Genomic DNA, 24,783 nt, shown 5'->3' with positions numbered 1-24,783 from the left:
ACAACAAAAAACAGCTCTTGCGGAACTTTTACAAAATTTCAACGAATTTCTCAAGAAAAAAGCAAGCTGATGTTAATCAGCTTGCTTTTTTCTCTTGCTCATAAATATTAATTCCAGCTTCATGTAACATCCATTCAATATGGACACCATACCCTGAAGTTGGGTCATTCACAAATACATGTGTAACAGCACCAATCATTTTTCCATTTTGAACAATCGGACTACCACTCATCCCCTGAACAATACCACCTGTTTTAGCCAACAAACGTTTGTCTGTAACTTTTACAACCATTCCTTTTGTAGCTGGGAACTTTTGTGGTACCGTGCTTACGATTTCAATATCAAATGCCTCTACTTTATCTTGATCGATAACTGTTAATATTTTCGCTGGCCCTTCTTTCACTTGATGAGATAATGCAATCGGCATTGCTTCATCCATTATGCCATTTTTTATACCTGTATTTAATTTACCAAAAATACCAAAAGGACTATTTGTTGTAATATTACCAATCACTTCACGATCCGGTGAAAATCTTGCTAATTTTTCTCCTGGATTTCCATGACTACCGCGTTCGATAGAAGTAACTGTCGAACGAACAATCTGTCCATCTTCTACTTGAATTGGTTTTTTCGTATCATTATCAGAAATAACATGACCAAGCGCTCCATATTTCATCGAATCCGGATGAACAAAAGTCATCGTTCCAATACCAGCAGCTGAATCACGAATATATAAGCCAATCCGATAAGACGATTCACCATTATCTTTTTCTGGTGTTAGTTTCGTATGAATATACTTACCATCTCGTAATAAGACGAGGTTAAGCGGTTCACCTGTTTTTCCGCTATCATGAATAAAAGGTGCCACATCGCTCATTCTTTCAATTATTTTTCCATTAATTTCGGTAATCATATCCCCAACTTGTACACCAGCCACTTCTCCAGGCGATACTTTCCCTCTCTCTGTTTGAATTAAATGATGTCCAACAACAAGTACACCTTTTGTATTCAATTTCACTCCAATTGATTGCCCGCCTGGAATCACTTTAAAATCTTTTAATACTTTCACATTTACCTTTTTTACTGGAAATCCAGCAAGTTGAAAAACCATATCCGCTTCACCATTTTGATGCGAATTTACTACAAGTCCAGATTTCTGTTCTTTATTTGAACTCACTGTAAAAACATGATGATTTGTCGATGAAGCCTGGAAAACTGGAAATGATGCTATTTCGGATTGTTGACCCTCAAAAATAACGAGTTGCTTCGGGGATGAAATAAACGTACGAAGCGGTTTAAAACATCCAATAAAAATTAATGAAACAAGGAGGCAAAGACCTATTATTTTTCGGAATTGCTCTAATTTCAATTCATTCACTCTCCTCGCTCCTACCCCACATTCAGCCTAACGACTTCATCTTTTAATTTCTCCTTGCAACGCTTTGTTTATAACCGGAAGAATCAAGAAATCGTCATTTGAGCAAAAAAGCTATCCATTATTGGATAGCCTCTGCTGTCTGTTTAAAACGATGTGCTTGCGTAAGTAACTCTTTCGCATGTTCCGTCGTTAAATCGGTAATTTCCACGCCAGAAATCATTCGAGCAATCTCCGTTACCTTATCCTCTGTACTTAATACAGTAACTGATGTAATCGTCCGATCATTCGCAACTTGTTTACGGATAAATAAATGTGAATCCGCCATTGATGCTACTTGAGGTAAGTGCGTAATACAAAGTACTTGTGAGTTTACAGATACACGATAAATTTTTTCCGCAATCGCTTGTGCCACTCGGCCACTCACTCCCGTATCTACTTCATCAAAAATGACCGATGCAACACCTTGATGCTTAGAAAAGATACTTTTCAGAGCTAAAATAATACGAGATAACTCTCCACCAGAAGCTACTTTTGAAAGTTGTTTTAATGGTTCACCTGGATTTGTTGAAATATAAAATTCCACATGATCGTATCCATCTGCCGTAAGTTTCACTGGTGTCCCTTCTAGAAATGGATCATCATGGCTTCCTTCTCTTTTCTTAATCCTCACTTCAAATTTCGTTTTTTCCATATACAATTCTTTTAATTCTTGGTGGATTGCGTTCGTAAGACGATCTGCAAGTTGATGACGCATATTGCTCAATATTGTTGCTTCCTTCAAAATTACACTTTCTAATTCTTTTAATTTCTTTTTCGTCGTTTCAATATGTACATCTTTATTTTCGATTGTAAAAATTTCTTGCTCTATTTTATCAGCATACGCTAAAATCTCTTCTACAGTATTTCCATACTTTCTCTTTAGCATACGAATTTCATTTAAACGCGTTTCAATTTCATCTAAACGATTCGGGTCATATTCCATTATATCTAATCTTTCACGGAGCTGATAGGCAACCTCTTCTAATAAGTAGTAGCTATTTGCAATCGAATCATGGTTCTCTTGATACGCCTCATCTAGGTGTGTAATACTCTCCATTTGTCCCATCGCATTTCGCACATGATCAAGTCCACTACCATCTTCGCTTAACGAACGGTATGCATCACCAAGCGCTTTATAAATCTTTTCGAAATTAGAGATTTTTAATCTCTCTTCCGTCAATTCATTTTCTTCATCGACTTTCAAATCCGCTTTACGAATTTCTTCGTGCTGGAATTGAATTAAATCTAAGCGATGTGCCATCTGCTGTTCATTCTCTGTTAAGGATTTCAGTTGTTTTTTTAACTGCTCATACTCACCGTATACGCCCTGATATATTTCTAATTGGTTCACGATACGATCCCCATCAAAATGATCGAGCATAAACAAATGGCGTTCCTCATTCATCAAATCTTGCGTTTCATGTTGTCCATGAATATCAACAAGTGTTTTCCCAATTTCTTTTAATATACTCAATGTAACAAGTTTACCATTTACACGACATACACTTTTTCCATTCGCAGCGATGTCACGTTTTAAAATGATCATCCCATCTTCAATTTCAATGTCCAGCTCTTCAGCTTTCGTAATACATGGATGTTTATCATCCTCTATATAAAATAAACCTTCAATTTCAGCTTTTTCTGTTCCATATCTAACAAATTCTGCTGAACCGCGGCCACCAACAAGTAAGCTGATTGCATCAATAATAATTGATTTTCCGGCACCTGTTTCACCACTTAAAACTGTTAAACCTTTTTGAAAAGAAATATTTAATGACTCAATAATAGCAAAGTTTCTAATCGATAATTCCGATAACAATGCCCCATTCACCTCGTTATAAACTAATCCCCTAAAAAGGGCTTTCGCTAAGCGCTTTTCACTCTGCGTTTATCATATATATTGTATGTATAAATTACTCTTCTAGCCCGCTCCATTGTACCAAACATTCGTTTTACGGGTCAATCCATCGATTTCCTAACTTCATTCTAGAAAAACACCATATTTCACTTCACATTCATCTATTTTTCCTAGAATAAAAAATATCTTGTTTACTTTCTGCTTTTAGCAAAAGAGTAAACAAGATTCTTTTGTTACAACATATTTAAGAAACGATCTGATACAACACCTGTATCCTCAGGCGTACGGCAAATAATTAAGCAAGTATCATCACCACAAATGGTTCCAATAATCTCATCCCATTCTAAATGATCAATAAGTGCTCCAAGCGCGTGCGCGTTACCAGGTAATGTTTTTAACACAAGCATATGTCCTGCTGTGTCTAACTTTACAAACGAATCGACTAGATTACGTTTTAATTTTTGCAACGGGTTAAATCGTTGATCTGCTGGTAAGCTATATTTATAGCGACCATCATGCAATGGCACTTTTACTAAGTGCAACTCTTTAATGTCACGCGATACAGTTGCTTGCGTTACATTAAAGCCTTCATTACGTAAAATATCAACTAGTTCATCTTGCGTTTCAATTTCTTTATTCGCGATAATTTCTCTGATTTTAATATGGCGCTGACCCTTATTCATACATTTGCACCTCACACTATCTCTTACCATAGTTTAAACATTGGTATACTTCACTTATTTATGTTAACTTATAATCGTTTACTTGTACATAATTGTTTTTACAATCATTATACAATTCCAACAAAAAGAGGAACAACAACCGTTATTCCTCTTTCCCTTTTTGTTTTAAGACCTCATGAGCTTCTGTTACAACTTGCTCTACAGAAACCAGAGAATGCTTTTCGCCAATCTCACGTTCACCATGCCACTTTAAATGAACTAAAAACTCAATATTTCCGTCCCCACCTGTAATTGGAGAAAATGTTAAGTTTTCAACATCATACCCTTCTTTTATTGCGAAATCAACAATCATTTCTACGACAGCTTCATGAACTTTACGATCACGAACGATGCCCTTCTTCCCGACCTGCTCTCTTCCAGCTTCAAATTGTGGTTTAATTAAAGCCGCAACATCACCATTTGGAGTCAATATCGTTTTTAAGACTGGAAGAATTAATTTTAACGATATAAACGAAACATCAATGCTAGCAAACTGCGGCAAGCCACGCTCTAAATCAGTCGGTGTTACATAACGAAAATTCGTCCGTTCCATAACAACAACGCGCTCATCTTGACGAAGCTTCCAAGCAAGTTGATTGTACCCTACATCTAAAGCGTAAGATAACTTCGCACCATTTTGCAGCGCACAATCTGTAAAGCCACCAGTTGATGAACCAATATCTAACATAATTTTATCTTGTAAATCAAGATGAAAAGTCTCTAATGCCTTCTCTAACTTATAACCGCCACGGCTCACATATGGCATAACTTGTCCTTTTACCGTAATCGGTGTATCTTGTGGAATTTTTTCCCCTGGTTTATCGAGTCTCATTTCATTTGCATATACAAGACCCGCCATAACAGCGCGTTTTGCCTTTTCACGCGTTTCTATAAGTCCTCGTTCTACTAATAGTACATCTACTCTTTCTTTTTTTACACTCATTTGTTACGCCCTTTTTTGTTTTGATGGAATCATTGTATGAATGCGGTCCACAACAGCATCTGTCGTTAAACCAATTTCTTCTAACAACTTTGTAACACTACCGTGTTCAATGAAATGATCTGGAATTCCCATTCGTTCGATTAAAGCACTATGATACCCATGCTCAGTAGCAAATTCTACTACACCTGTACCAAATCCACCGATTAAACAAGCTTCTTCAATTGTTAAAATCGGCATATTCTTACCTAGGAGTTCATGTAAATATGATTCATCCATCGGCTTAATAAAACGAGCATTCACGACTTTCACTGAAACTCCAGCTTTTTCGAGACGCTCCGCCGCTTCCAGCGCCATCGGAATCGTTGTACCAAATGTCAAGATTGCTGCTTGCGTACCTTCTTTTAAGGTTTCCCATGTACCAATTGGAATAGCTTTGAGTTCTTCATCCATTTTAACTCCAAGTCCATTTCCGCGCGCATAACGCAGAGCAATTGGACCATCTTCATATTGCATTGCCGTATATACTAAATGCTGCCCTTCATTTTCATCTTTCGGCATCATGAGCACCATATTTGGCAAGTGGCGTAAAAACGCGATATCAAATACACCTTGATGCGTTTCACCATCTGCTCCAACCAATCCAGCACGGTCAATTCCAATGAAGACATTTAAATTTTGACGGCATATATCATGAACAACTTGGTCATATGCACGTTGTAAGAATGTTGAATAAATCGCTAAGAACGGCTTCATTCCCTGCGTTGCCATCCCAGCTGCCATCGTTGTGGCATGTTGCTCAGCAATTCCCACATCAATCATACGATCTGGAAATTCTTGATGAAACTTTTCAAGCTTAGAACCAACTGGCATTGCTGGTGTAATCGCAACGATACGCTCATCAGTTCTTGCAAGCTTACGAACTGTCTCACTTACAACCGCACTCCACGCCGGTGCAACTTCTTTTGGCTTTACAAAATCACCAGATTCGATTTTATATGGTCCTGTTCCATGCCAAGTTCCAATCACATCGCTCTCTGCTGGTTTATAGCCTTTTCCTTTTTTCGTAATCACATGAACAAGTACCGGGCCTTTTGTTTTCTTTGCATATTGAAGCGTTTCAAATAAGTTTTCATAACTATGCCCATCAACAGGACCTAAATATGTAAACCCTAACTCTTCAAAGAAGACACCTGATACAAGTAAATATTTTAAACTATCTTTTACTTTTTCTGCGGTTGCTGCAACTTTCCCACCAACTGCTGGAATTTTCTTGAGTAAATACTCTAGTTCATCCTTCACCCATTGATATTTTCCAGCCGTACGCAGGCGACCAAGAACGTTATGAAGAGCTCCAACATTCGGAGCAATTGACATTTCATTATCATTTAAGATAACAATCATATCTGTTTTTTCATGCCCGATATGGTTTAATGCTTCTAAAGCCATTCCACCAGTCAAAGCACCATCCCCAATAATTGGTATAATACACTCTTTCGTTTTCTTTAAATCACGTGCTAAAGCCATTCCCATTGCAGCAGATAATGAAGTCGAACTATGACCTGTTTCCCATACATCATGCTCACTCTCGCAACGTTTTGGGAAACCACATAGACCTTTATATTGTCTTAATGTGCCAAACTCTTTTGCACGCCCTGTTAAAATCTTATGCACATAGGATTGATGTCCTACATCCCATAAAAATTTATCTTTTGGACTGTCAAATAATTTATGCAGAGCAATTGTGAGTTCTACTACACCTAAGTTAGGAGCAATATGTCCACCTGTTTGAGAGAGCTCTTCAATTAAAAACTTCCGAATATCCTCACTCAATGCCTCTAGTTCGCTGATAGACATATCTTTCAAAAAACTAGGGTTTTGAATTTGCGTTAGATCCACATGGATCACTCACTTTCGTTTCATAATCTGTCAATATGGCAAATATTACAAAAAAATATTTGCACAACACAAGAAATTCTTCAATATCATTCCTATTTTCTATCCTGCTTGAACAGACAATTCGTCATCTTTCTCTACATTCTTAGAAAACGAAGTATCCCTTTCAAGTAAGAAGCCTACATGAATCATAGCTCCTCTATCCGATGAAAAAAGAGCCGCTAACACAAAGTGATAACGGCAACGTAATCTAGATATATTTTTGCCAATAACAAGAAAAGAAAAACCTTTTTCTACATTTATACCACAAAATAATAAATGACTCAACAAATGAAAACGTTCTTACATTAGTTATTACGCTTTGCGATCAAATCACAAATAGATAATAAATACTCATCTTGTAATTGTAAAGATGCTATCGCATCTTTCGCTTTAACAATTGTTTCTTCTAAGATACATTTTGCCTCATCTATAGTAAATAACGTCGTATATGTACTTTTTTCATTGGAAGCATCACTACCAATCGGTTTTCCAATTTCTTCTTCCGTACCTTCTACATCTAAAATATCATCTCGAATCTGGAAAGCCAGACCAATATATTTTGCAAATGCAAGTAGTTTCTTCTCTTGTTCTGGTGTTGCTCCTGCAAGTACCGCTCCTGCAAGCACGGCATATTCTAATAACCGCCCTGTTTTATGCTTATGAATATATTCTAATTCACTAAGCTCAAGCCGCTTTCCTTCCGCTTCCATATCCGCTACCTGTCCAGCAACCATTCCTTCTGGTCCAGCTGCTTTTGCAAGTTCAAGCGCAAGTCTTAGCTTTGTTTCTGTAGAAATGTCTTGATGATGATACGCTGTCACTACTTGGAAAGCATGTGTTAACAAGCCATCTCCCGCTAAAACGGCCATCGCTTCACCAAACACTTTATGGTTTGTTGGTTTTCCCCGTCTTAAATCATCGTCATCCATACATGGTAAATCATCATGAATTAACGAATAGGTATGAATCATTTCAAGAGCACAAGCTGCTCCTATACCCAGTTCTCTTTCCTTTTCAAACGCTTGCAACGTTGCAAATAAAAGTAACGGACGGAGACGCTTTCCGCCTGCTTCCAATGAGTATGTCATCGCTTCGCGAAGTACATTTGGACATTGTAATTGATTTGCATAGCGTACAAGCTGCTCCTCGACGAAAGTTTTACTCTCTTTCACAAAAGCATCAAAAGCTACATATGCCACTATGCTTCATCTCCTACAGCAGTAAATGGTTTAAGTTCTCCATCTTCTCCAAGGATAACTGCCATTTGTTCTTGTACATCTTTCAATTTCTCATCACATAGCTTAGACAACTCCATACCTTCTTTAAAATATGAAATCGCCTCTTCTAAAGGAACATCGCCTTGTTCGAGCTTAGAAACAAGATGTTCAAGCTGAGAAATTGCTTCTTCAAAGCTTAATTTATTTTCCATTGTTCAATTCACGCTCCTCTATGCCCGATACGCTACAATCTAACACTCCATCTTGTAATTGTACTGAAACAACATCACCAAGGCCGACATCTTTCACACTTTTTAACACTTGCTTTTTTTCACTATATACGAGCCCATATCCTCTCATCATTACTTTAAGTGGACTTAGTGCCTCTAATTTTTGAGCCGCCCTCATAAACGCAAACTCTTTCGTTTGCAGTAATGTTTGCATTTCACGTTGCAATTGCTTTTGCAACGTTTCTACCCTTGTTTTTGTTTGTACAATCTTTTGAGAGGGATGATGCTTCTCCAAATAAAATGAGAGCTGTTTTAACTGATTTACCTTTTTCTCTACATAGCGTTCTTTCACCAAAATAAGCTGTTCAAGAGTACGATCTAACTGTTCTTCTTTTTGCTCATACACTTGCTTTGGATAACGAAACGCATACGATTTTTGAAGTGTTTGCAGTTGTTCTTGCTTTTTATGTAACATCTCTCGCATTGCCCTTTGCAGGCGAAGGGTTCGTTGTAACACTTTCTCTTGTAATTCAATTATATTTGGTGCTGCAAGTTCTGCTGCTGCCGTTGGAGTTGGTGCACGTAAATCTGCTACAAAATCAGCAATTGTAAAGTCTGTTTCATGTCCAACTGCCGAGATGATTGGAATTTCACTTGCAAAAATCGCACGTGCAACCATTTCTTCATTAAAGGCCCATAGTTCTTCAATGGAACCGCCCCCACGACCGACAATTAAAGCATCTATATCCTTCATCTCATTCGCTGTTTGAATCGCTTGTACAATTGAGGGAGCCGCAGACTCCCCTTGTACAAGTACCGGAAATACAATCACATTCCCAATTGGATAACGACGTTTAATCGTCGTTATAATATCCCGAATCGCAGCTCCTGTTGGAGATGTAATGACACCAATTGTTTTCGCATAGGCAGGGATTGGCTGTTTATAAACTTGAGAAAACAGCCCTTCTTCCTCTAATCGAACCTTTAATTGCTCATAAGCTAAATGAAGATTACCAATTCCATCAGGCTGCATATCATGAACATAAATTTGGTATGAACCACTTGCTTCATAGACAGAGATTTTTCCTTTTACAAGTACTTTCATTCCATCTTCTGGTCTGAATTTTATATTGCGATTATGACCCGCAAACATAACCGCTGCTATTCTTGCATTTTCATCCTTTAATGTAAAATACATATGGCCACGGCTATGACATTTAAAGTTTGAAATTTCTCCTTTTAACCAAACAGACTGCAAATGCGGGTCATACTCTATTTTTGTTTTTATATAGCGTGTTAATGCTGTAACGGTTAAATATTGCTTTTCCATCTTTCTCTCCTCATAGCCGATTCAAATTATTTACAAACAACTCCTGCGCGTTTTGCAGATTCTACTGTATTATGAAGGAGCATTGTAATTGTCATTGGGCCGACACCTTTTGGTACTGGTGTAATGTAACCCGCAATATCAAGTACATTTTCAAAGTCAACATCACCGCACAGCTTACCTGTCTCTAAACGGTTGACACCAACATCAATTACAACTGCACCTTCTTTTATATAGTCAGCTGTTACCATTTTTGGTCTTCCAACAGCTACAATTAAAATATCAGCTAACTTTGATAATTCTTTTATATTTTTCGTTTTGGAATGGCAATATGTTACAGTCGCATTTTCATTTAAAAACAGCTGTCCCACTGGTTTTCCAACGATATTACTTCTTCCGATTACAACAACGTGTTTTCCTGAAATATCAAGATTTGTTTCTTTTACTAATTCTACAATGCCATGTGGTGTACATGGAAGAAATGTATCTTGACCTGTCATCATACGGCCAACGCTGATTGGATGGAACCCATCTACATCCTTTTCAGGTGAAATTCTTTCAATGATAGCTTTCTCTTCAATATGTTTCGGTAAAGGCAATTGTACTAATATACCATTAATACGGTCATCTTCATTTAAGCGATCAATTTCAGCTAACAAACGTTCTTCTGTAATTGTATCTGGAAACTCAATTAACTCTGAATAAATTCCAACTTGTTCACAGCCCTTTTCTTTTCCTTTTACATAAGAACGAGATGCTGGGTCTTCTCCAACTAAAATAACGGCTAATCCTGGTACAATCCCTTGCTCTTTCAACTTCACAACTTCTTCTTTCAATTGTGCTCGTTTTTTCTCCGCAACTTCATTTCCTTTGATGATTACTGCTACCATTTAAGATTCCCCCTTAAAGAAATTACAGTGTGTCTTTTATATTAGATAAAACGCCGTTTATAAAACGACGAGATTCCTCATCCCCAAATGTTTTTGCAATTTCAATTGCTTCGTTAATTGTTACATTGTGTGGAATTTCTTCCATGTACTTCATTTCATACACAGCTAGACGTAAAATACTGCGATCTACAATACTAATACGTTCTAATTTCCACTTCTTTAAATTTTGACGAATTGCTTCATCAATTGCTTCTTTATGTTCTACACAACCAACAACAAGTGATTCTAAAAACTCATTTGTTTCTTCGCCTTCTTCTAGCGTATTTTCCACCGCTACTTTCGGCTCTAATTCTCCAGTAATATCCATTTGGTATAATGCTTGCATGGCTCTTTCTCTAGCCGTCCTACGTTTCATTGTAACTCTCCTTTATACTTCAAGTCTTTCCTTATGTTTTGTTATATTATTATAATTTATAAGCCGTCAATTTACTTACTCTTACAGTTTTCATTGATTTTTCAACCTTATAATACAATGATAATAACACAATTTATCGTTTCATACACGAGTTACAAGGCTGAAAAATAATAAAAAGATTAACTTCAAGTTCCATACCTTATCACAATGTACGTTTTTTGAAAAAACGTATCATTCCCTTTTTATATTTTGTATTTTTTAAAATAGTATAATAATTTAAAGGTTTCGTGCATGAAGAGATGAAACGAGAAAAAAGGTGCCTATTTGACAAGGCACCTTCTCATTCTTATACTGGCTCGATTTCTGTTTTTTGCGTTTCGAATGTTACGCCAACGATGTGAATATTTACTTCTTTCGGCTCAAGACCCGTCATTGTAAAGAGTGCTTGGCGAATATTATCTTGAATTTTTTGTGCAACAACTGGTATTGCTACACCAAAATACATGACAACATAAACGTCAACGATAATATCGTCGTTTACTAATTCAACCTTCACGCCTTTACCGTGATTTTTCTTTCCTAACTTCTCAACAACATCTGTAGCAAAGTTGCCGCGCATTGCCGCTACGCCATCTACTTCAGCAGTTGCGATACCTGCAATTACCTCAATTACTTCTGGTGCAATTTCTACTTTTCCAAGGGTTGTATCTTGACCCATATCTAACATATGTTCAGCCATGAAAAAAACCTCCTTTAAATGTATCACTGCGTCACAAGTTCATGCTCTTCCAAAAATTTAGTATTAAATTCCCCTTTTATAAAATCAGGATGATCTAGCAATTGTAAATGGAACGGGATTGTCGTATGTACGCCTTCAATGACAAATTCACTAAGTGCTCGCTTCATTTTTGCAATTGCTTCTTCACGTGTTTTTCCGTGAACAATTAATTTCGCAATCATCGAATCATAAAAAGGTGGAATTGAATAACCAGGATAAACAGCTGAATCGACGCGAATACCAAATCCTCCTGGTGGTAAGTACATTTCCACTTTCCCTGGAGATGGCATAAAGTTTTTGGCAGGGTTTTCCGCATTAATTCGACATTCGATTGCCCAACCTTTAAATTGTACTTCTTCTTGCTGTAGCGATAGCTTTTCTCCTGAAGCAACACGAATTTGCTCTTTAATTAAGTCCATCCCTGTTACCATCTCTGTAACCGGGTGTTCTACTTGAATTCGCGTGTTCATTTCCATAAAGTAAAAGCTTTTCGTTTTATATTCATAAATAAACTCAACCGTACCAGCACCTGTATAATCAACCGCTACCGCTGCTTTTACTGCCGCTTCACCCATTTTCTCACGAATATTTGCATCAAGAGCAGGAGAAGGACTTTCTTCTAATAGTTTTTGCAAACGGCGCTGAATTGTACAATCACGCTCTCCTAAATGAATCGCATTGCCATGTGCATCTGCCATTATCTGAATCTCAACATGGCGGAAATCTTCAACGTACTTTTCTAAGTATACACCAGGGTTTCCAAAAGCGGTACTAGCTTCTTGCTGTGTAATTTGAATTCCCTTTATAAGCTCCTCTTCATGACGTGCAACACGAATACCTTTTCCGCCGCCACCTGCAGTTGCTTTAATAATAACGGGATATCCAATTTGATTTGCAAGTTCCATTGCTTCTTCTGTGTTTTTTATAATCCCTTGTGAACCTGGTACAATCGGAACCCCTGCTTCTTTCATTGTATCACGCGCAACGTCTTTTGTACCCATTTTTGAAATTGCTTCTGGGCTAGGTCCGATAAAAATCAAGTTACATTCACGACATAGTTCTGCAAAATCAGCATTTTCGGCTAAAAATCCATAACCAGGGTGAATTGCATCACAACCTGTTAATTTTGCAACGCTTATAATATTCGTCAAATTTAAATAGCTTTCTTTCGACATTGTTGGCCCAACGCAATACGCTTCATCTGCGATTTGCACATGAAGTGATTCTTTATCCGCTTCTGAATAAATAGCTACTGTTTCAATATTCATCTCTTTGCAAGCACGAATAATTCGCACAGCAATTTCCCCACGATTGGCTATCAATACTTTTTTTATCATCACAAAGACTCCCTTATTACGCTTTTACAAGAAATAGCGGTTGTCCATACTCAACAAGTTGTCCGTTGTTCACAAGAATTTCAACAATCTCTCCATTTACTTCTGCTTCAATTTCATTAAAGAGCTTCATCGCTTCAACGATGCAAACGACTGTACCTTCTGAAACGCGATCCCCGACACTTACATATGCAGGCGTATCTGGTGAAGAAGATGCATAGAATGTTCCAACCATCGGTGATGTGATTGTATGTAAATTCTCATCTTGAACAGCTTTCTTCTCTTCCTGCTTCGGTACTTCTACCTGCGCCGCTGCTACGGCTGTTTCCATTTCTACCGCTTGCGTTTGTAATGCTTGTTTCACTACTGGCGTTGTCTGTACAGACACAACTTCATTCCCACGCTTTTTCATTTTAATTGTCGTGCCATCTTTTTTGTATTCAAATTCATCAATGTTAGAGCTATCAATTAACTTAATTAATTCACGAACTTCTTGAATTTTAAACATATAAAATCCACTCCCATACACTTGTTTGTCCCGTTCTTACAGATACTGAACATATAAAAGCAAACTATGTTGTCTGTAAAGATACGATTCATTCTCCTAGAGAAATCATTCCTATAACATTTACTAATAGAAACTTTTGCTACTCTCATCTTACGATAAATATTTTCAACATTCCAATTTATATTTCTTTACGATAAATCGAAACTCCTGTAAAAAATATTATTTCACTAAATAATTTATTACCTAGTAATAATACCAAGTTTCACTCAAAATTGGCAAGACCACTTCATAAAAAACATGTTTTTTCTCTTTTTTCATTTAAAATTTAGAGCTCTTGATTTATTATTCTCATCTTATTTTAACTATGTACAACAACATATTTTACAAAATATTATTTTTTTATTTACAAGCCGTTCATCCTTCCTTCACATACGAATAGTATGTTCAAAGTAAAGTAAAATATCTTAATAGTGAGGTGCAGAAACATGATATGGCTCATCTTGTTCTTACCAGCTGTATTAATCTGGCTCATCGTTGTCTTCACTCATATAAAATACGGAAAAAGCAACCACCATTACCACGAACCTTTAATTTTTTACTCTCAGCGCATTTCTCCTTTCCGAGGAGAAAACATTGAAATAGCACAAAAAGATGAAATAGAAAAAAGCTATCGAAAACGATAGCTTTTTTCTATCCGGCTGTTCGCGAGTAGTAATCCTCCAGCTTATCATAGCTCGTAATACATATTTAAAATTTATTTTACTGGATCAAACTTGACGCCTACATCCTTGGATCCTGCCTCAGCACGAACAAGTTGGATAATTTTATTTGCTTCTTTTTGAGAATGCTTCGTAGCTTTTACTGTTACTTTAATATCAGTTCCATCAGCTCTTACAAGCGCATCTTTATAGCCACCTTGTGATTTAATAACTGTTTCAAGCAACCCTTCCTTTGTTTCCATCTGATCGATTGCATTTAATTCATCTTTCGCTTTACTTATTTCTTCAGCGGAAGATTTCGTTGATTTCATAACATCTTGTAATTTTTCTTTCTCTGCACTGCGTTGATCTTCCATTTTCAAACGAAGTGCTGTAAAGTTTTCATCACTTGATTGAACTGTTACATTGCCTTCTTTTTTGCTTGTCTCTTTTTTACTATCATCTTTTTTCTCTGTTTCTTTGCCCGATGTTTCTTTCGTTGTTTCTTTTGGAGTAGCTTCTTTATTAGATGTTTCTTTTGTCGTTTCTTTTGTCACTTCTTTTTCAACACCTTGCTTTTCTTGTCCAACCTTTTCACTCGCTGTTGGTGTTGCAGTATTCATTTTGTCAGGCGTTGTTACATAATAGACAGATAACACAACAACTAAACTTAGCATTGTTAGTAACCAAACTGTTTGTTTTTTCAACACTTTATTTCCTCCCTAACCCTTTTTTGGTAGTACTGCTACGCGGTGTGATGGTACATCAAGCATACGTGTCACCGCTTCCTTTACCATTGCTTTTATTTGTATATTATCCACCCCTTTTGCTACGACAAGGACACCTCTCACTTTTGGTTTCTCTGTTCGCAATACAATCGGAGTTTCTTTATCACCTTCGCGTATAATCACCGTTTTTTCATCAGTTGATTCATCTTCAACTTGTCTTTTTCCTCCAGTTTTATCTGTTTCACCTGTTGTTTGCGATCGTTTCACAATATTTTTTTCAAGTATTTTTTCTTCTGATGAGTCCAAATTCACTTCAATAGACACATCTTTAACCCCTGTTATATCTTCTAATGCTGCTTTCAATTCTTGTTCATATGCTTTTTCGTATTTTTCTATAGCTGACATGTTCTCGCTCTTTTTTTGTCCAAAAGTCGGCACATCTTTTTCTGAATCTTGACTTGTCTTTTCTTTAAACACAGGCACTTCTTCTTTTTTCGGTTGAAAGAAATTACTAAAAAACATAAGCAACATTCCAAGTATGAGTAGGACAAGCAAAAACTTAGGTGTTACTTTTTTTCCTTTCTCCCTATCATCTTTTTCGTCCCCTTTCAATAAGTTGCGAAAAAATGAGAATTTCGAGTTTTTATCTTTATTGTCCATTTACTCTACCTGTCCCCCCTTCCATTTGAACTTGGATTTGTTTATCCTCTAGCTGCCACCTGCTTGAAAAGAACTGTTTCATTTCTACATTTGTTTCTTCCGAAGTTTTCCGAGGCGCTCTCGTATTAATTTCAACTGGCTTTACTGTTTCAATTGCATCGTTTTTCTTCACTTCAGCTTCTTTTAGCGTCACAATAACAGATTGAATATCTTTTGCCGCTTTTACTTCTTCCTTAGTTTCTGCTGCAATTATTTTTATTTCAGACACTGTCACGCCATACTTTTTCTCAAATTCTTTTCCAACTTCTTTTTTCATTTTGACAGCCATCTCTTCTAAACTATATGCACGTGTTAGGGCTTGTATTTCTTTTTTCTTTGTATCAATTGAATTTTTTATCGATCCGTCCGCTACGTATTTTTCTTGATTAAAATTCGCAATCACTTCATTTACATCCATTTGTAATAACTTAAATAGCGGCGTTAAGATTAAAACGACTAACAATAAGCTCACAACAAATTTGACATACTTTTGTAAATTTGAATTAGGAAGGATAAGATGCAGCATCGTCGCTAAGAGCAAAAAGACGATAATATTTCTAATCCACTCTGTAACAAATTGCATACTCGTCACCTCCTATCGCATCATGAGGGTAATGTTCCCCGCGGCAATAATAATGGTAATGCTTAAAAAAAACATAAAGGATACGATAGCTAAGCAGGCAAATACATAAATGATACTTCTTCCTATAATATCTAAACATTTAATAATAGCTCCTCCGCCAACTGGCTGTAGTACTGCCGCTGCGAATTTATAAATAAACGCGATACAAAAGATTTGAATCGCTGGAAAAGCAACGATTAAACATAAGATAACAAGCCCGATAATCCCGACCGTATTCTTTAATAACCCAGAGGCGCTAATAACAGTATCCGCCGCTTCTGTAAACATCCGCCCTACCACAGGAATAAAATTTCCCGTTACAAACTTCGCTGTTTTAACAGCTATACCATCAGCAACTGCTGTTGCTGTCCCTTGCACAGATAATACGCCTAGAAAAACTGTTAGAAAGATACCAATAATCCCAACACTTACATTTTGCAGGAGCTTGGACAATTTCGTAACTTTATATTGATCACTCATTGTACTTACAATGCTTAAGATGGTCGCAAGTAATAAGAGCGGAAGAACAATATAGTTCATAAGCAGCCCACTTGTATTCATTAAAAAAATGATAATCGGATGGAAGAAGGATACTGATACAACCCCGCCTCCGGTCGCTATGAGTGCTAGGAGAATAGGAAGCAAAGCTAATATAAAATCTACCATCGTTTGAATCGTTTCTCGTGCATACGTCATGACCACATAAAAACTATTTAAAGCAAAAATAATTAACACCATATATACAACGGCATCTGCAATTTTACTTATGCTACTCTTCGAAAAGGCAGATTGTAGTGATTGTAATAATGCACTGAAAATTGTGAGCATAATGAGCGTTCCAAGTAGCTTTCCATTTGCAACAAGCTCATGAAATAAATATTTTAATAGCCCTATCATCCATTCTTTTATAGAAAATTCCTTTTCGCCCTTTACAAATTCCATAAAACTTCCCTTTTGACTCTCTGGTAAATAACCTCCGTATTTTGTGACAAGCCCGTCCCAAAACTGCTTCACATCTTCGATTCCGAGTTTATCCAATTGTTGATCTACGACGTTTTTTTCTACAGGAGAAGCTTGTACGACAATTGGTAAAGAAAAGAAAAGGAAGCAAGCAAACAGCAGCTTAGCTCCAAACCTTTGCAACATTCACTCCCCCTTATCCCGTAGGTAAAAAACCAAGAATTGTTTCAATTACAACCGTTAAAATAGGAATAGCCATAACAAGAATTAAAATTTTCCCTGCTAATTCAATTTTTGAAGCAATTGCACCTTGACCAGCATCTTTTGTAATTTGTGCCCCAAACTCAGCAATGTAAGCAATTCCAATAATTTTCAGCAGTGTCTCTACATAGACATTGCTTACTTTCGCCTCACTGGCAACTCGCTCAATCATTCTTAAAATAGAATGAATTTGATCGATTAGCAGCAGAAACATGACACTCGCGATGAACACAATAAACAAAGAAGTGATACTAGATTTATGTTGATTTAGCACAGCTGCTAAAAATGTCGCGACGAGGCCCAATCCGACAATTTGTAAAATCTCGATTCGAACCGCCTCCTTTACTGGAAGAGAAAGACACTTTTAATCTTGTCAAACAAAGTATTAATCAAAAATGCAACATGAAATAAAATAACAACAAAACCGACAAGAATAACCCAGTTTGCAATATCCTCCCGCTTTAACTCTTTTAGTACTGTATGAATGAAAGCTAAAACAATGCCGATTCCGGCGATTTGAAATATTAATCCAACATCGATGGACATCGCCTTTCTCCCCCCCTATAGCAGTAAAATTACGATAAGTAGTCCTGCTAGTACACCCAAACTCTTTATCATCTTTTCATATTGAAGTTGAAGTGCTTTCGCTTCACCCTCTTCTCTTTCTAGGTGCGTAATACATAAGCGAATATGCTTTTGCTGCGATTCACGGTCATGCTGCCCTAACGTTTCACCAAATTGCTGCAAAATCTCATATTCAGTTTGTTTAAATGCAGTGAGTTTCCAATTTTCTTGTAAACTTTCAAGCCAAGCCTCTCTAACTGTTTGTTCGCCGCTTTCTAGTCGCTTTGAAAAACTTTGAAATATCCAGTTTAAAGGCTTTGGCATTTGTTTTACTAAGCGCTCTGCTGCTTCTGATAAAGGCGTATGCCCATACATGATTTCAGCTTCTAACGATTGCAGCGCTGCTTTTAAAAGCCTAAGTTGACGCGGGCGTTCACTATATCTTTTGGCATACGAAAAACCAAAGAGAGTGCTCACCGCTACAATTAACACCGCACCAAATATTTTCACCATACGCTTTGAACCTTCCCTCGCCTTTGAACAGGCTTTCCATCTCCATCCTTGACTTGAACAACGGTTCCAGGTCCCTTTGCTTTTGATAGTTCAATAAAGCGATCAAACACACCAAGCTCCATCACAGCCTTTAAAGATGGTCGTTTCATTACATCATCAAAAGAAAATCCGTGAGCACTTATAAAAAGCTGAACCCCCGCATGTACCGCCTCCATAATCGCTTCACTATCTTCCACACGCCCAATTTCATCAACAATTAATACGTCCGGACTCATGGAACGAATCATCATCATCATTCCTTCTGCTTTTGGACATGCATCCAACACATCAACACGCTGGCCAAATTCATATTGCGGAATCCCTTTTACACATCCAGCGATTTCTGAACGTTCATCAACAATCCCCACTTTACAAGAAGGAATTTCATGAGAACGAACCCCTTGACTCATACAACGTGCCACATCCCTGAGAAGTGTTGTTTTCCCTGTTTGCGGAGGGCCAATTACCATTGTGTTTAACCAACGTGAGTCATACAAATAAGATAAGAGTGGCTCAGCTATCCCGATTTTTTGACGGGCAATTCGAATATTAAATGATGACACATCTCGAATCATCTTCACTGCACTTTTCTCTGTAATTACTTTTCCAGCTAAGCCAATCCTGTGACCACCGCGCAAAGTAACATACCCACGCTTTAACTCTTCTTCCATCGTATAAATAGAATATTGACTAAGCTTATTTAATAAGTAGATTGCATCCTCTGCTGTAACGACATAGTCATAAAAGAACACTTCTCCACGAGCAATACATTCAAGTTGCCTTCCTATCCGAACCCTAATTTCTTCTAACGCGCTATATTGTTCACAGCCTTCAATAAACTGTTTCATCGCTTTTGGTAAAACCTCTAATACTTCTTTCATCTGCTTCTCCCCACCATACTTGACTTACTATTTCAGCACTGCAATAAAAATACAGCCAATTCCGAGAGTTAGAAAAAAGAGCTTCAAAAAAGAAATTTCATTTGCAACGCTCGCAATGCCGATCGACATCGTTAAAATTAATACAGTCGGTCCAACAAATGCCAACATACCATTTATAAACAATGCTTTTTTTGCATCATTCACATAAAGCATAAGCAAAGCGGCGAATATCTCCGCACTACCTGAAAACAACCGAAGCAATCCCATGACAAGCACGGATGTTTCCATTGCCGCCAGCCATTGTTTCATTCTCCCACCTTCTCTCCTACTAATTACTTTTCAGTTCACTAACAAAACTCTTATTCCAAAAAGAATATATTTGTACAACCATATGCAGAGGTTGTCTATTTCAGAAGTAAAAACATAATTTTTCACATCAATTACCGTAAAAATCTGAATATTCCCATTAGTTTATGTTATATTTAGTGTACGAAAGGGGATTTTCTATGAATCACGTAACATTATTACCACTCGATTTACAATATGCAGACATCATTTTCACATTATCTAGCGATCCACATGTGAAAGACGCCCTAGGGCTAAAAGTAGAAACTATCGAAGATACAAAAGCATTTATTCGTTTTGCAATGGAAGAAGAACGAATAAAACAATCTCTATCAAGAGTGATTGTAAATGAAAACAAGGAGATAATTGGTATCACCTCTCTCAAACATATCGATCACAAAAAAAAGAAATCTCATATCGGTAGTTGGCTCGGCTATCCATATTGGGGCCAAGGATACAATGAAGCTGCTAAAAAGGAAATTTTTAAAATGGCATTTGAAGAATTAGATCTTACATATGTATTCGCGGGCGCAAAAACAACTAATATCCGTTCGCAAAAAGCGCAGGAGAAATTACCTTATATTTCTCTACATGTAGAAAAACAGTTTCCAGATGAACATATAGCACTAGAAAAAGAGACAAAATCCCCTTGTGTGCTACATGTTATATCTCGTGAGAATTTTTTAAATTGGATGGAATTAAAAAACAAGGAGGCATCAAATTGAAAGCAATTAAATTTTTTGTCACAATCACATTAGAATTTGTTGGTATCTACCTTTTTTCAAAAATGGTTGGTTGGTCATTTATGGAGGCCTTCTTTCTAGGGAGTTTAGCGATATTCGGTGTTATTTGGTTGCTTGCGTTAAATATCAATCTTAATGCCAATATGGATCACACTATATACAAAACAGGGATAGTAAAACCATTCCAATTCATTTGGAGTCCTTACATAATGGGAACAATCAGTCTTATAGCTATCAGTCTTATTACAAGCATCATTTATTATATACCTTATTTCACATAAAAAAAGCACTCGTGATCATCACGAGTGCTTTTTCTAACTATGCACGAGAAACGTATTTACCTTCACCTGTGTTGATGATAAGCATTTCGTCTTCGTTAATGAAGATTGGTACTTGTACAACAAGGCCAGTTTCTAATGTAGCTGGTTTTGTTACGTTAGAAGCTGTGTCACCTTTAATACCAGGCTCTGTTTCTACAACTTTTAACTCAACTGTGTTTGGAAGTTCAACACCAAGTACTTCGCCTTGGTATGTCATAATTGCTACTTCCATGTTTTCTTTTAGGAATTTAAGTTCGCGCTCGATTTGGTTTTCGCCAAGTTCGATTTGCTCATAAGTTCCGTTATCCATAAATACGTGAGACTCACCGCTCGCGTATAAGTATTGCATACGACGGTTTTCGATGTGTGCTTTTTCTACTTTTTCACCAGCACGGAATGTTTTTTCTTGAACAGAACCTGTGCGAAGGTTACGTAATTTAGAGCGAACGAACGCAGCACCTTTACCTGGCTTTACATGTTGGAAATCAAGCACTTGCCAAAGGGCATTGTCCACTGAAATTGTTAAACCTGTACGAAAATCATTTACTGAAATCATGCAAAAAATCCTCCTGTGTATTACAAAATAATAAGTTCTTTTGGAGATTTCGTGATTACTTCATTACCTTCACTTGTTACAATAATATCGTCCTCGATACGCACACCGCCAACACCAGGAATATAAATGCCCGGTTCTACTGTCACAGCCATTCCTGGCTCAAGTACCGTTTCAGAACGGAATGCTAAGCCTGGTGCTTCATGGATTTCAAGGCCCACTCCATGACCAGTAGAATGTCCGAAATATTCACCGTATCCTTTTTCCGTTATGTAGTCACGTGTTAATGCATCAGCTTCACGACCAGTTAAACCAGCTTTAATGCCGTTCACACCACGAAGCTGTGCTTCTAAAACGACATTATAAATTTCTTTTAATTTATCAGATGGTTCGCCGACTGCAATCGTACGCGTAATATCAGAGCAATATCCTTTATAATAAGCACCGAAGTCTAATGTTACGAAATCTCCTTTTTCTATCACTTTTTCAGATGCCACACCATGCGGCAATGCTGAACGAAGTCCTGAAGCAACGATAATATCAAACGAAGAAGATGTTGCTCCTTGTTTTCTCATGAAAAATTCAAGTTCATTTGACACTTCAATTTCAGATACGCCTGGGCGAATGAATGATAGAATATGTTCAAAGGCAGCATCTGCAATCTGTGCAGCTTCCTTTAATATCTTAATCTCTGAATCCGTCTTAATCAAGCGTAACTTTTCTACAAGCCCAGAAGTTGGAACAAATTCCGCTTCTACCGCTTCTTTATGTGCTGTATAAGAGCTATATGTAAGAGTATCTTGCTCAAAGCCAAGCTTTTGAATTCCTAATTCTTTCACTTGTTTCGCAACTTCATCCAGAATTGGTCCTGTATGTTGCACAATTTCATAACCAACAGCTTGTTTACCAGCTTGCTCTACATAGCGGAAATCTGTAATAAACAGAGCACGATCATTAGAAATAAGTACAACACCAGCTGTCCCTGTAAAGTTCGTCATATATCTACGGCTATATTCATTCGTTAATAAAATACCATCAATACCAGCTTCACCAAATGCATTTCTTAACTTCGTGATCTTTTCCATCAATTTATGCCTCCCTAAGTTTCTCCAATAATGCAAATAACGCTAACTTATAGCCATAAAAACCAAACCCAACAATTTGGCCCGCCGCGACTGTTGCTGTCACAGATTCATGACGAAACGATTCCCGCTGGTGGATGTTAGAAATATGTACCTCAATAACTGGAATCGAAATGCTCGCTATCGCATCTCGAATCGCATAGCTATAATGCGTAAATGCTCCTGGATTTAGAATGATTCCTTCATATATGTCATCAGCCTCATGAATGATGTCAATAAGAGCACCTTCATGATTCGATTGAAAACATTCTAACTCCACTCCCAATTTCTCTGCTTCTTGCTTCATCTCTTCTTCTAATGATGCCAACGTTCCTTTCCCGTATACATTCACTTCTCGAACACCGAGACGATTTAAGTTAGGACCGTTAACGAGGAGTACTTTTTTCATATACTTTAAACTCCTTAATATAAAAAATGTCTATACAACATTCTAACACAGGAGCCACTTATTTGAATAGTTTGTCTACTCCAACCCTTCCCCTTGATTCGCATTGTTCGCTTCAAATGAAACAGAATATGTGATAAACACACCGTATAAAATAAAAATACATATTGTTGTGACAATTGTTTCTTTCGGTAAATGAAGTGCATTTTTTATAACAGGTGCAATAGAACCCAGTCCGAAAAATAAAATGCCCCACCAAAACAGTCCATAGAGTATTCCCGGTAGTATCCCTTCAAATCTTTTGAAAAGAGCCCTATAGAGAAATGCCACTAAAATAGAAAGAAGCCCTATACAAATAATACCCAATACATTTCCCCAAACTCCTTCTTTCCACGATCCAAACGCAAATGGTAAAAGCAAATAGTTTGGTCCGGCTTCTGTAAATGAAAAAATATGAAGAAAATACCATATACATCCCCAAAAAACACCACCAAATAAACCAATCTGTACAATGTTTTTTGTTATTGATTGTTCTTGCTTCACATCGACACCTCCGCTTACTAGTATGTCCGAAACTATTTTGAAGCATGTTTAAATCATGCGAAATTTGTCTATAAAAAGAATAAGAAATGTCTGGCTTCCGTAACAATTTTCCTTGTCAGCAGCTTGTGTTTGTCGATAAAATAAAGGAAACTCGGTGATTGTCAAATCTCACAATGACAGAACCAAGTGTGACAATTGCCTCTTTTCTACATAAGAGAGAAACAAATACAGGTTGGTGTTAACATGGCAGAGGAGACAAAACAAATATACGGTGGGCAAGCGGTCATAGAAGGAGTTATGTTTGGTGGTAGAGAATATACTGTTACAGCGGTTCGTCGCAAAGATAAATCAATCGAATTTTATCGATTACCACGCGTGCGGAATAAAGTATTATCTATGCTAAAGAAAGTTCCATTTCTACGTGGTATCGCCGCTATCGTTGACGCAAGTGCCAATGGAGCAAAACATTTAAACTTTGCTTCGGAACGATTTGACGTTCATCCTGAAGACGATGAACAACTTACACACAAGAAAGAAGAGCAGTCAAAATTAACGATGGTATTAGGAGTAGCCGCAGTCGGAGTCTTATCGTTCATATTCGGCAAAGTCATTTTCACAGCAGTCCCCGCACTTTTAGCGGAATTGACACGACCGATTTTCCCATCTCACACTGGGCAAATTATTGTCGAAAGCATCATTAAGCTCATCCTTTTACTGAGCTATATATATATTGTGTCACTAACTCCGCTCATTAAGCGTGTGTTTCAATATCACGGTGCGGAACATAAGGTCATTAATGCTTACGAAAACAATCTTCCGCTGACAGTAGCAAATGTACAAAAACAAACTCGTCTCCATTATCGTTGCGGTAGTAGTTTTATTATATTTACAGTCATTATCGGAATGTTTGTCTACTTTCTTGTTCCAACTGATCCCCTTTGGGTCAGAGTGGTAAATCGAATTTTATTAATTCCAGTTGTTCTAGGGATTTCTTTTGAAGTCTTGCAATTTACGAATCGATTACGAGATATTCCGGTCTTGCGCGCATTAGGATACCCAGGGTTATGGCTTCAACTATTAACAACAAAAGAACCAGAAGATGATCAAGTTGAAGTTGCAATTGCATCCTTTGAAGAATTATTACGTTTAGAAGAAAAACACTAATAATTTTTTAAAAATGGTACTCAACTCCTTTCCTTGTCGCTAATATACT

Annotated in this window: 30 protein-coding genes; 4 read left to right on the top strand and 26 right to left on the bottom strand. The window is 37.2% G+C overall.

The annotated features are described in order from the left end of the window. Positions 1–76 precede the first annotated feature (76 nt). The 13 genes from spoIVB to accB all read right to left on the bottom strand — a co-directional run bounded on the left by spoIVB (position 77) and on the right by accB (position 13,574). On the bottom strand, positions 77–1,378 hold the full coding sequence (spoIVB, locus tag BPMYX0001_RS17955; RefSeq protein ID WP_006095950.1) for a SpoIVB peptidase: 1,302 nt from the start codon (positions 1,376–1,378) through the stop codon (positions 77–79). Positions 1,379–1,496: 118 nt separating this feature from the next. Then, complete coding sequence (recN, locus tag BPMYX0001_RS17950; protein WP_018766169.1) at positions 1,497–3,236, bottom strand: DNA repair protein RecN; 1,740 nt, start codon at positions 3,234–3,236, stop codon at positions 1,497–1,499. Positions 3,237–3,508: 272 nt separating this feature from the next. Continuing rightward, positions 3,509–3,958 carry an arginine repressor ArgR gene (gene argR, locus BPMYX0001_RS17945; protein WP_001032579.1) on the bottom strand — a complete coding sequence of 150 codons (450 nt, stop codon included), beginning with the start codon at positions 3,956–3,958 and terminating at the stop codon, positions 3,509–3,511. Positions 3,959–4,100: 142 nt separating this feature from the next. After that, positions 4,101–4,940 (bottom strand): TlyA family RNA methyltransferase, encoded by an 840-nt coding sequence (locus BPMYX0001_RS17940; RefSeq protein ID WP_006095949.1) that lies wholly within the window; start codon positions 4,938–4,940, stop codon positions 4,101–4,103. A 3-nt stretch (positions 4,941–4,943) separates the two neighbouring features. Beyond that, the gene (dxs, locus tag BPMYX0001_RS17935; RefSeq protein WP_006095948.1) at positions 4,944–6,836 is read right to left on the bottom strand and encodes a 1-deoxy-D-xylulose-5-phosphate synthase; all 1,893 of its coding nucleotides are present in this window, start codon (positions 6,834–6,836) and stop codon (positions 4,944–4,946) included. Positions 6,837–7,180: 344 nt separating this feature from the next. Continuing rightward, on the bottom strand, positions 7,181–8,074 hold the full coding sequence (locus tag BPMYX0001_RS17925) for a polyprenyl synthetase family protein (protein WP_006095946.1): 894 nt from the start codon (positions 8,072–8,074) through the stop codon (positions 7,181–7,183). Next, entirely contained in the window at positions 8,074–8,304 is a 231-nt protein-coding gene (gene xseB / locus BPMYX0001_RS17920; protein ID WP_016116257.1) for an exodeoxyribonuclease VII small subunit, read from the bottom strand. The genes BPMYX0001_RS17925 and xseB overlap by 1 nt, the downstream gene beginning before the upstream one ends. Next, a complete protein-coding gene (xseA, locus tag BPMYX0001_RS17915) occupies positions 8,294–9,652 on the bottom strand; it encodes an exodeoxyribonuclease VII large subunit (RefSeq protein ID WP_006095945.1) in 1,359 nt (452 codons plus the stop codon). Before xseA ends, xseB begins: the two co-directional genes overlap by 11 nt. A 26-nt stretch (positions 9,653–9,678) precedes the next feature. After that, positions 9,679–10,539, bottom strand: coding sequence for a bifunctional methylenetetrahydrofolate dehydrogenase/methenyltetrahydrofolate cyclohydrolase FolD (gene folD, locus BPMYX0001_RS17910; protein ID WP_003200229.1), 861 nt, complete (start codon positions 10,537–10,539; stop codon positions 9,679–9,681). 22 nt (positions 10,540–10,561) lie between these two features. Beyond that, positions 10,562–10,954, bottom strand: coding sequence for a N utilization substance protein NusB (gene nusB, locus BPMYX0001_RS17905; RefSeq protein WP_018780784.1), 393 nt, complete (start codon positions 10,952–10,954; stop codon positions 10,562–10,564). A 346-nt stretch (positions 10,955–11,300) separates the two neighbouring features. After that, complete coding sequence (locus tag BPMYX0001_RS17900) at positions 11,301–11,693, bottom strand: Asp23/Gls24 family envelope stress response protein (protein ID WP_003208459.1); 393 nt, start codon at positions 11,691–11,693, stop codon at positions 11,301–11,303. Between the two features lie 23 nt (positions 11,694–11,716). Continuing rightward, positions 11,717–13,069, bottom strand: a complete 1,353-nt coding sequence (gene accC, locus BPMYX0001_RS17895) for an acetyl-CoA carboxylase biotin carboxylase subunit (protein WP_006095944.1) — start codon at positions 13,067–13,069, stop codon at positions 11,717–11,719. Between the two features lie 16 nt (positions 13,070–13,085). Continuing rightward, positions 13,086–13,574 (bottom strand): acetyl-CoA carboxylase biotin carboxyl carrier protein, encoded by a 489-nt coding sequence (accB, locus tag BPMYX0001_RS17890; protein ID WP_018766177.1) that lies wholly within the window; start codon positions 13,572–13,574, stop codon positions 13,086–13,088. Positions 13,575–14,059: 485 nt separating this feature from the next. Here accB and BPMYX0001_RS33220 point away from each other — a divergent pair, with 485 nt between their 5' ends. Continuing rightward, positions 14,060–14,257: a hypothetical protein gene (locus BPMYX0001_RS33220; RefSeq protein WP_016116263.1), complete on the top strand. Its 198-nt coding sequence runs from the start codon at positions 14,060–14,062 to the stop codon at positions 14,255–14,257. Between the two features lie 71 nt (positions 14,258–14,328). Here the strand turns inward: BPMYX0001_RS33220 and BPMYX0001_RS17885 are convergent, their stop codons facing one another. From BPMYX0001_RS17885 to BPMYX0001_RS17845, 9 genes are read right to left on the bottom strand one after another with little or no spacing between them, the layout of a single operon-like run. Next, positions 14,329–14,982, bottom strand: coding sequence for a SpoIIIAH-like family protein (locus tag BPMYX0001_RS17885; RefSeq protein ID WP_006095943.1), 654 nt, complete (start codon positions 14,980–14,982; stop codon positions 14,329–14,331). A gap of 12 nt (positions 14,983–14,994) precedes the next feature. Further along, positions 14,995–15,660: a stage III sporulation protein AG gene (gene spoIIIAG, locus BPMYX0001_RS17880; RefSeq protein WP_018780781.1), complete on the bottom strand. Its 666-nt coding sequence runs from the start codon at positions 15,658–15,660 to the stop codon at positions 14,995–14,997. Then, a complete protein-coding gene (gene spoIIIAF, locus BPMYX0001_RS17875) occupies positions 15,650–16,282 on the bottom strand; it encodes a stage III sporulation protein AF (RefSeq protein ID WP_006095941.1) in 633 nt (210 codons plus the stop codon). The genes spoIIIAG and spoIIIAF overlap by 11 nt, the downstream gene beginning before the upstream one ends. Before the next feature lie 12 nt (positions 16,283–16,294). Continuing rightward, a complete protein-coding gene (spoIIIAE, locus tag BPMYX0001_RS17870) occupies positions 16,295–17,467 on the bottom strand; it encodes a stage III sporulation protein AE (RefSeq protein ID WP_003208467.1) in 1,173 nt (390 codons plus the stop codon). A 10-nt stretch (positions 17,468–17,477) separates the two neighbouring features. Then, on the bottom strand, positions 17,478–17,864 hold the full coding sequence (gene spoIIIAD / locus BPMYX0001_RS17865; RefSeq protein WP_077293892.1) for a stage III sporulation protein AD: 387 nt from the start codon (positions 17,862–17,864) through the stop codon (positions 17,478–17,480). A gap of 20 nt (positions 17,865–17,884) precedes the next feature. Continuing rightward, positions 17,885–18,088: a stage III sporulation protein AC gene (spoIIIAC, locus tag BPMYX0001_RS17860; protein ID WP_000020914.1), complete on the bottom strand. Its 204-nt coding sequence runs from the start codon at positions 18,086–18,088 to the stop codon at positions 17,885–17,887. Positions 18,089–18,103: 15 nt separating this feature from the next. Next, complete coding sequence (gene spoIIIAB / locus BPMYX0001_RS17855) at positions 18,104–18,619, bottom strand: stage III sporulation protein SpoIIIAB (RefSeq protein WP_033799097.1); 516 nt, start codon at positions 18,617–18,619, stop codon at positions 18,104–18,106. Next, entirely contained in the window at positions 18,613–19,539 is a 927-nt protein-coding gene (gene spoIIIAA, locus BPMYX0001_RS17850; protein WP_006095939.1) for a stage III sporulation protein AA, read from the bottom strand. Before spoIIIAA ends, spoIIIAB begins: the two co-directional genes overlap by 7 nt. Before the next feature lie 27 nt (positions 19,540–19,566). Next, a complete protein-coding gene (locus BPMYX0001_RS17845; protein ID WP_003200251.1) occupies positions 19,567–19,848 on the bottom strand; it encodes a YqhV family protein in 282 nt (93 codons plus the stop codon). A 197-nt stretch (positions 19,849–20,045) separates the two neighbouring features. Between BPMYX0001_RS17845 and BPMYX0001_RS17840 the strand changes: the two genes are divergently transcribed. Continuing rightward, the gene (locus BPMYX0001_RS17840) at positions 20,046–20,609 is read left to right on the top strand and encodes a GNAT family N-acetyltransferase (protein WP_033799096.1); all 564 of its coding nucleotides are present in this window, start codon (positions 20,046–20,048) and stop codon (positions 20,607–20,609) included. Further along, positions 20,606–20,908 carry a hypothetical protein gene (locus BPMYX0001_RS17835; protein ID WP_018780777.1) on the top strand — a complete coding sequence of 101 codons (303 nt, stop codon included), beginning with the start codon at positions 20,606–20,608 and terminating at the stop codon, positions 20,906–20,908. The genes BPMYX0001_RS17840 and BPMYX0001_RS17835 overlap by 4 nt, the downstream gene beginning before the upstream one ends. 37 nt (positions 20,909–20,945) lie before the next feature. Here the strand turns inward: BPMYX0001_RS17835 and efp are convergent, their stop codons facing one another. From efp to BPMYX0001_RS17815, 4 genes are all read right to left on the bottom strand, one after another. After that, positions 20,946–21,503: an elongation factor P gene (efp, locus tag BPMYX0001_RS17830; protein ID WP_006095937.1), complete on the bottom strand. Its 558-nt coding sequence runs from the start codon at positions 21,501–21,503 to the stop codon at positions 20,946–20,948. 20 nt (positions 21,504–21,523) lie between these two features. Next, a complete protein-coding gene (gene pepQ / locus BPMYX0001_RS17825) occupies positions 21,524–22,585 on the bottom strand; it encodes a Xaa-Pro dipeptidase (RefSeq protein ID WP_003200325.1) in 1,062 nt (353 codons plus the stop codon). 4 nt (positions 22,586–22,589) lie between these two features. After that, entirely contained in the window at positions 22,590–23,030 is a 441-nt protein-coding gene (gene aroQ, locus BPMYX0001_RS17820; protein WP_006095936.1) for a type II 3-dehydroquinate dehydratase, read from the bottom strand. 75 nt (positions 23,031–23,105) lie between these two features. Continuing rightward, positions 23,106–23,570 carry a YqhR family membrane protein gene (locus BPMYX0001_RS17815; RefSeq protein WP_006095935.1) on the bottom strand — a complete coding sequence of 155 codons (465 nt, stop codon included), beginning with the start codon at positions 23,568–23,570 and terminating at the stop codon, positions 23,106–23,108. 243 nt (positions 23,571–23,813) lie between these two features. Here BPMYX0001_RS17815 and BPMYX0001_RS17810 point away from each other — a divergent pair, with 243 nt between their 5' ends. Further along, a complete protein-coding gene (locus BPMYX0001_RS17810; protein ID WP_003200320.1) occupies positions 23,814–24,734 on the top strand; it encodes a DUF1385 domain-containing protein in 921 nt (306 codons plus the stop codon). The last annotated feature ends 49 nt before the right edge of the window (positions 24,735–24,783 follow it).

It is taken from the genome of Bacillus pseudomycoides DSM 12442, from assembly GCF_000161455.1.
Classification (GTDB): domain Bacteria; phylum Bacillota; class Bacilli; order Bacillales; family Bacillaceae_G; genus Bacillus_A; species Bacillus_A pseudomycoides.
The sequence above is the reverse complement of the archived record's forward strand: the minus strand, read 5'-3'. Positions and strand labels throughout refer to the sequence as shown.

Coding starts and splice junctions, on each gene's coding strand:
- argR (WP_001032579.1), bottom strand. CDS start 3,958: ATGAATAAGGGTCAGCGCCATATTAAAATCAGAGAAATTATCGCGAAT.
- BPMYX0001_RS17940 (WP_006095949.1), bottom strand. CDS start 4,940: ATGAGTGTAAAAAAAGAAAGAGTAGATGTACTATTAGTAGAACGAGGA.
- xseB (WP_016116257.1), bottom strand. CDS start 8,304: ATGGAAAATAAATTAAGCTTTGAAGAAGCAATTTCTCAGCTTGAACAT.
- xseA (WP_006095945.1), bottom strand. CDS start 9,652: ATGGAAAAGCAATATTTAACCGTTACAGCATTAACACGCTATATAAAA.
- folD (WP_003200229.1), bottom strand. CDS start 10,539: ATGGTAGCAGTAATCATCAAAGGAAATGAAGTTGCGGAGAAAAAACGA.
- nusB (WP_018780784.1), bottom strand. CDS start 10,954: ATGAAACGTAGGACGGCTAGAGAAAGAGCCATGCAAGCATTATACCAA.
- BPMYX0001_RS17900 (WP_003208459.1), bottom strand. CDS start 11,693: ATGGCTGAACATATGTTAGATATGGGTCAAGATACAACCCTTGGAAAA.
- accC (WP_006095944.1), bottom strand. CDS start 13,069: ATGATAAAAAAAGTATTGATAGCCAATCGTGGGGAAATTGCTGTGCGA.
- accB (WP_018766177.1), bottom strand. CDS start 13,574: ATGTTTAAAATTCAAGAAGTTCGTGAATTAATTAAGTTAATTGATAGC.
- BPMYX0001_RS33220 (WP_016116263.1), top strand. CDS start 14,060: ATGATATGGCTCATCTTGTTCTTACCAGCTGTATTAATCTGGCTCATC.
- spoIIIAG (WP_018780781.1), bottom strand. CDS start 15,660: ATGGACAATAAAGATAAAAACTCGAAATTCTCATTTTTTCGCAACTTA.
- spoIIIAF (WP_006095941.1), bottom strand. CDS start 16,282: ATGCAATTTGTTACAGAGTGGATTAGAAATATTATCGTCTTTTTGCTC.
- spoIIIAE (WP_003208467.1), bottom strand. CDS start 17,467: ATGTTGCAAAGGTTTGGAGCTAAGCTGCTGTTTGCTTGCTTCCTTTTC.
- spoIIIAC (WP_000020914.1), bottom strand. CDS start 18,088: ATGTCCATCGATGTTGGATTAATATTTCAAATCGCCGGAATCGGCATT.
- spoIIIAB (WP_033799097.1), bottom strand. CDS start 18,619: ATGGTGAAAATATTTGGTGCGGTGTTAATTGTAGCGGTGAGCACTCTC.
- spoIIIAA (WP_006095939.1), bottom strand. CDS start 19,539: ATGAAAGAAGTATTAGAGGTTTTACCAAAAGCGATGAAACAGTTTATT.
- BPMYX0001_RS17845 (WP_003200251.1), bottom strand. CDS start 19,848: ATGAAACAATGGCTGGCGGCAATGGAAACATCCGTGCTTGTCATGGGA.
- BPMYX0001_RS17840 (WP_033799096.1), top strand. CDS start 20,046: ATGAATCACGTAACATTATTACCACTCGATTTACAATATGCAGACATC.
- efp (WP_006095937.1), bottom strand. CDS start 21,503: ATGATTTCAGTAAATGATTTTCGTACAGGTTTAACAATTTCAGTGGAC.
- pepQ (WP_003200325.1), bottom strand. CDS start 22,585: ATGGAAAAGATCACGAAGTTAAGAAATGCATTTGGTGAAGCTGGTATT.
- aroQ (WP_006095936.1), bottom strand. CDS start 23,030: ATGAAAAAAGTACTCCTCGTTAACGGTCCTAACTTAAATCGTCTCGGT.
- BPMYX0001_RS17810 (WP_003200320.1), top strand. CDS start 23,814: ATGGCAGAGGAGACAAAACAAATATACGGTGGGCAAGCGGTCATAGAA.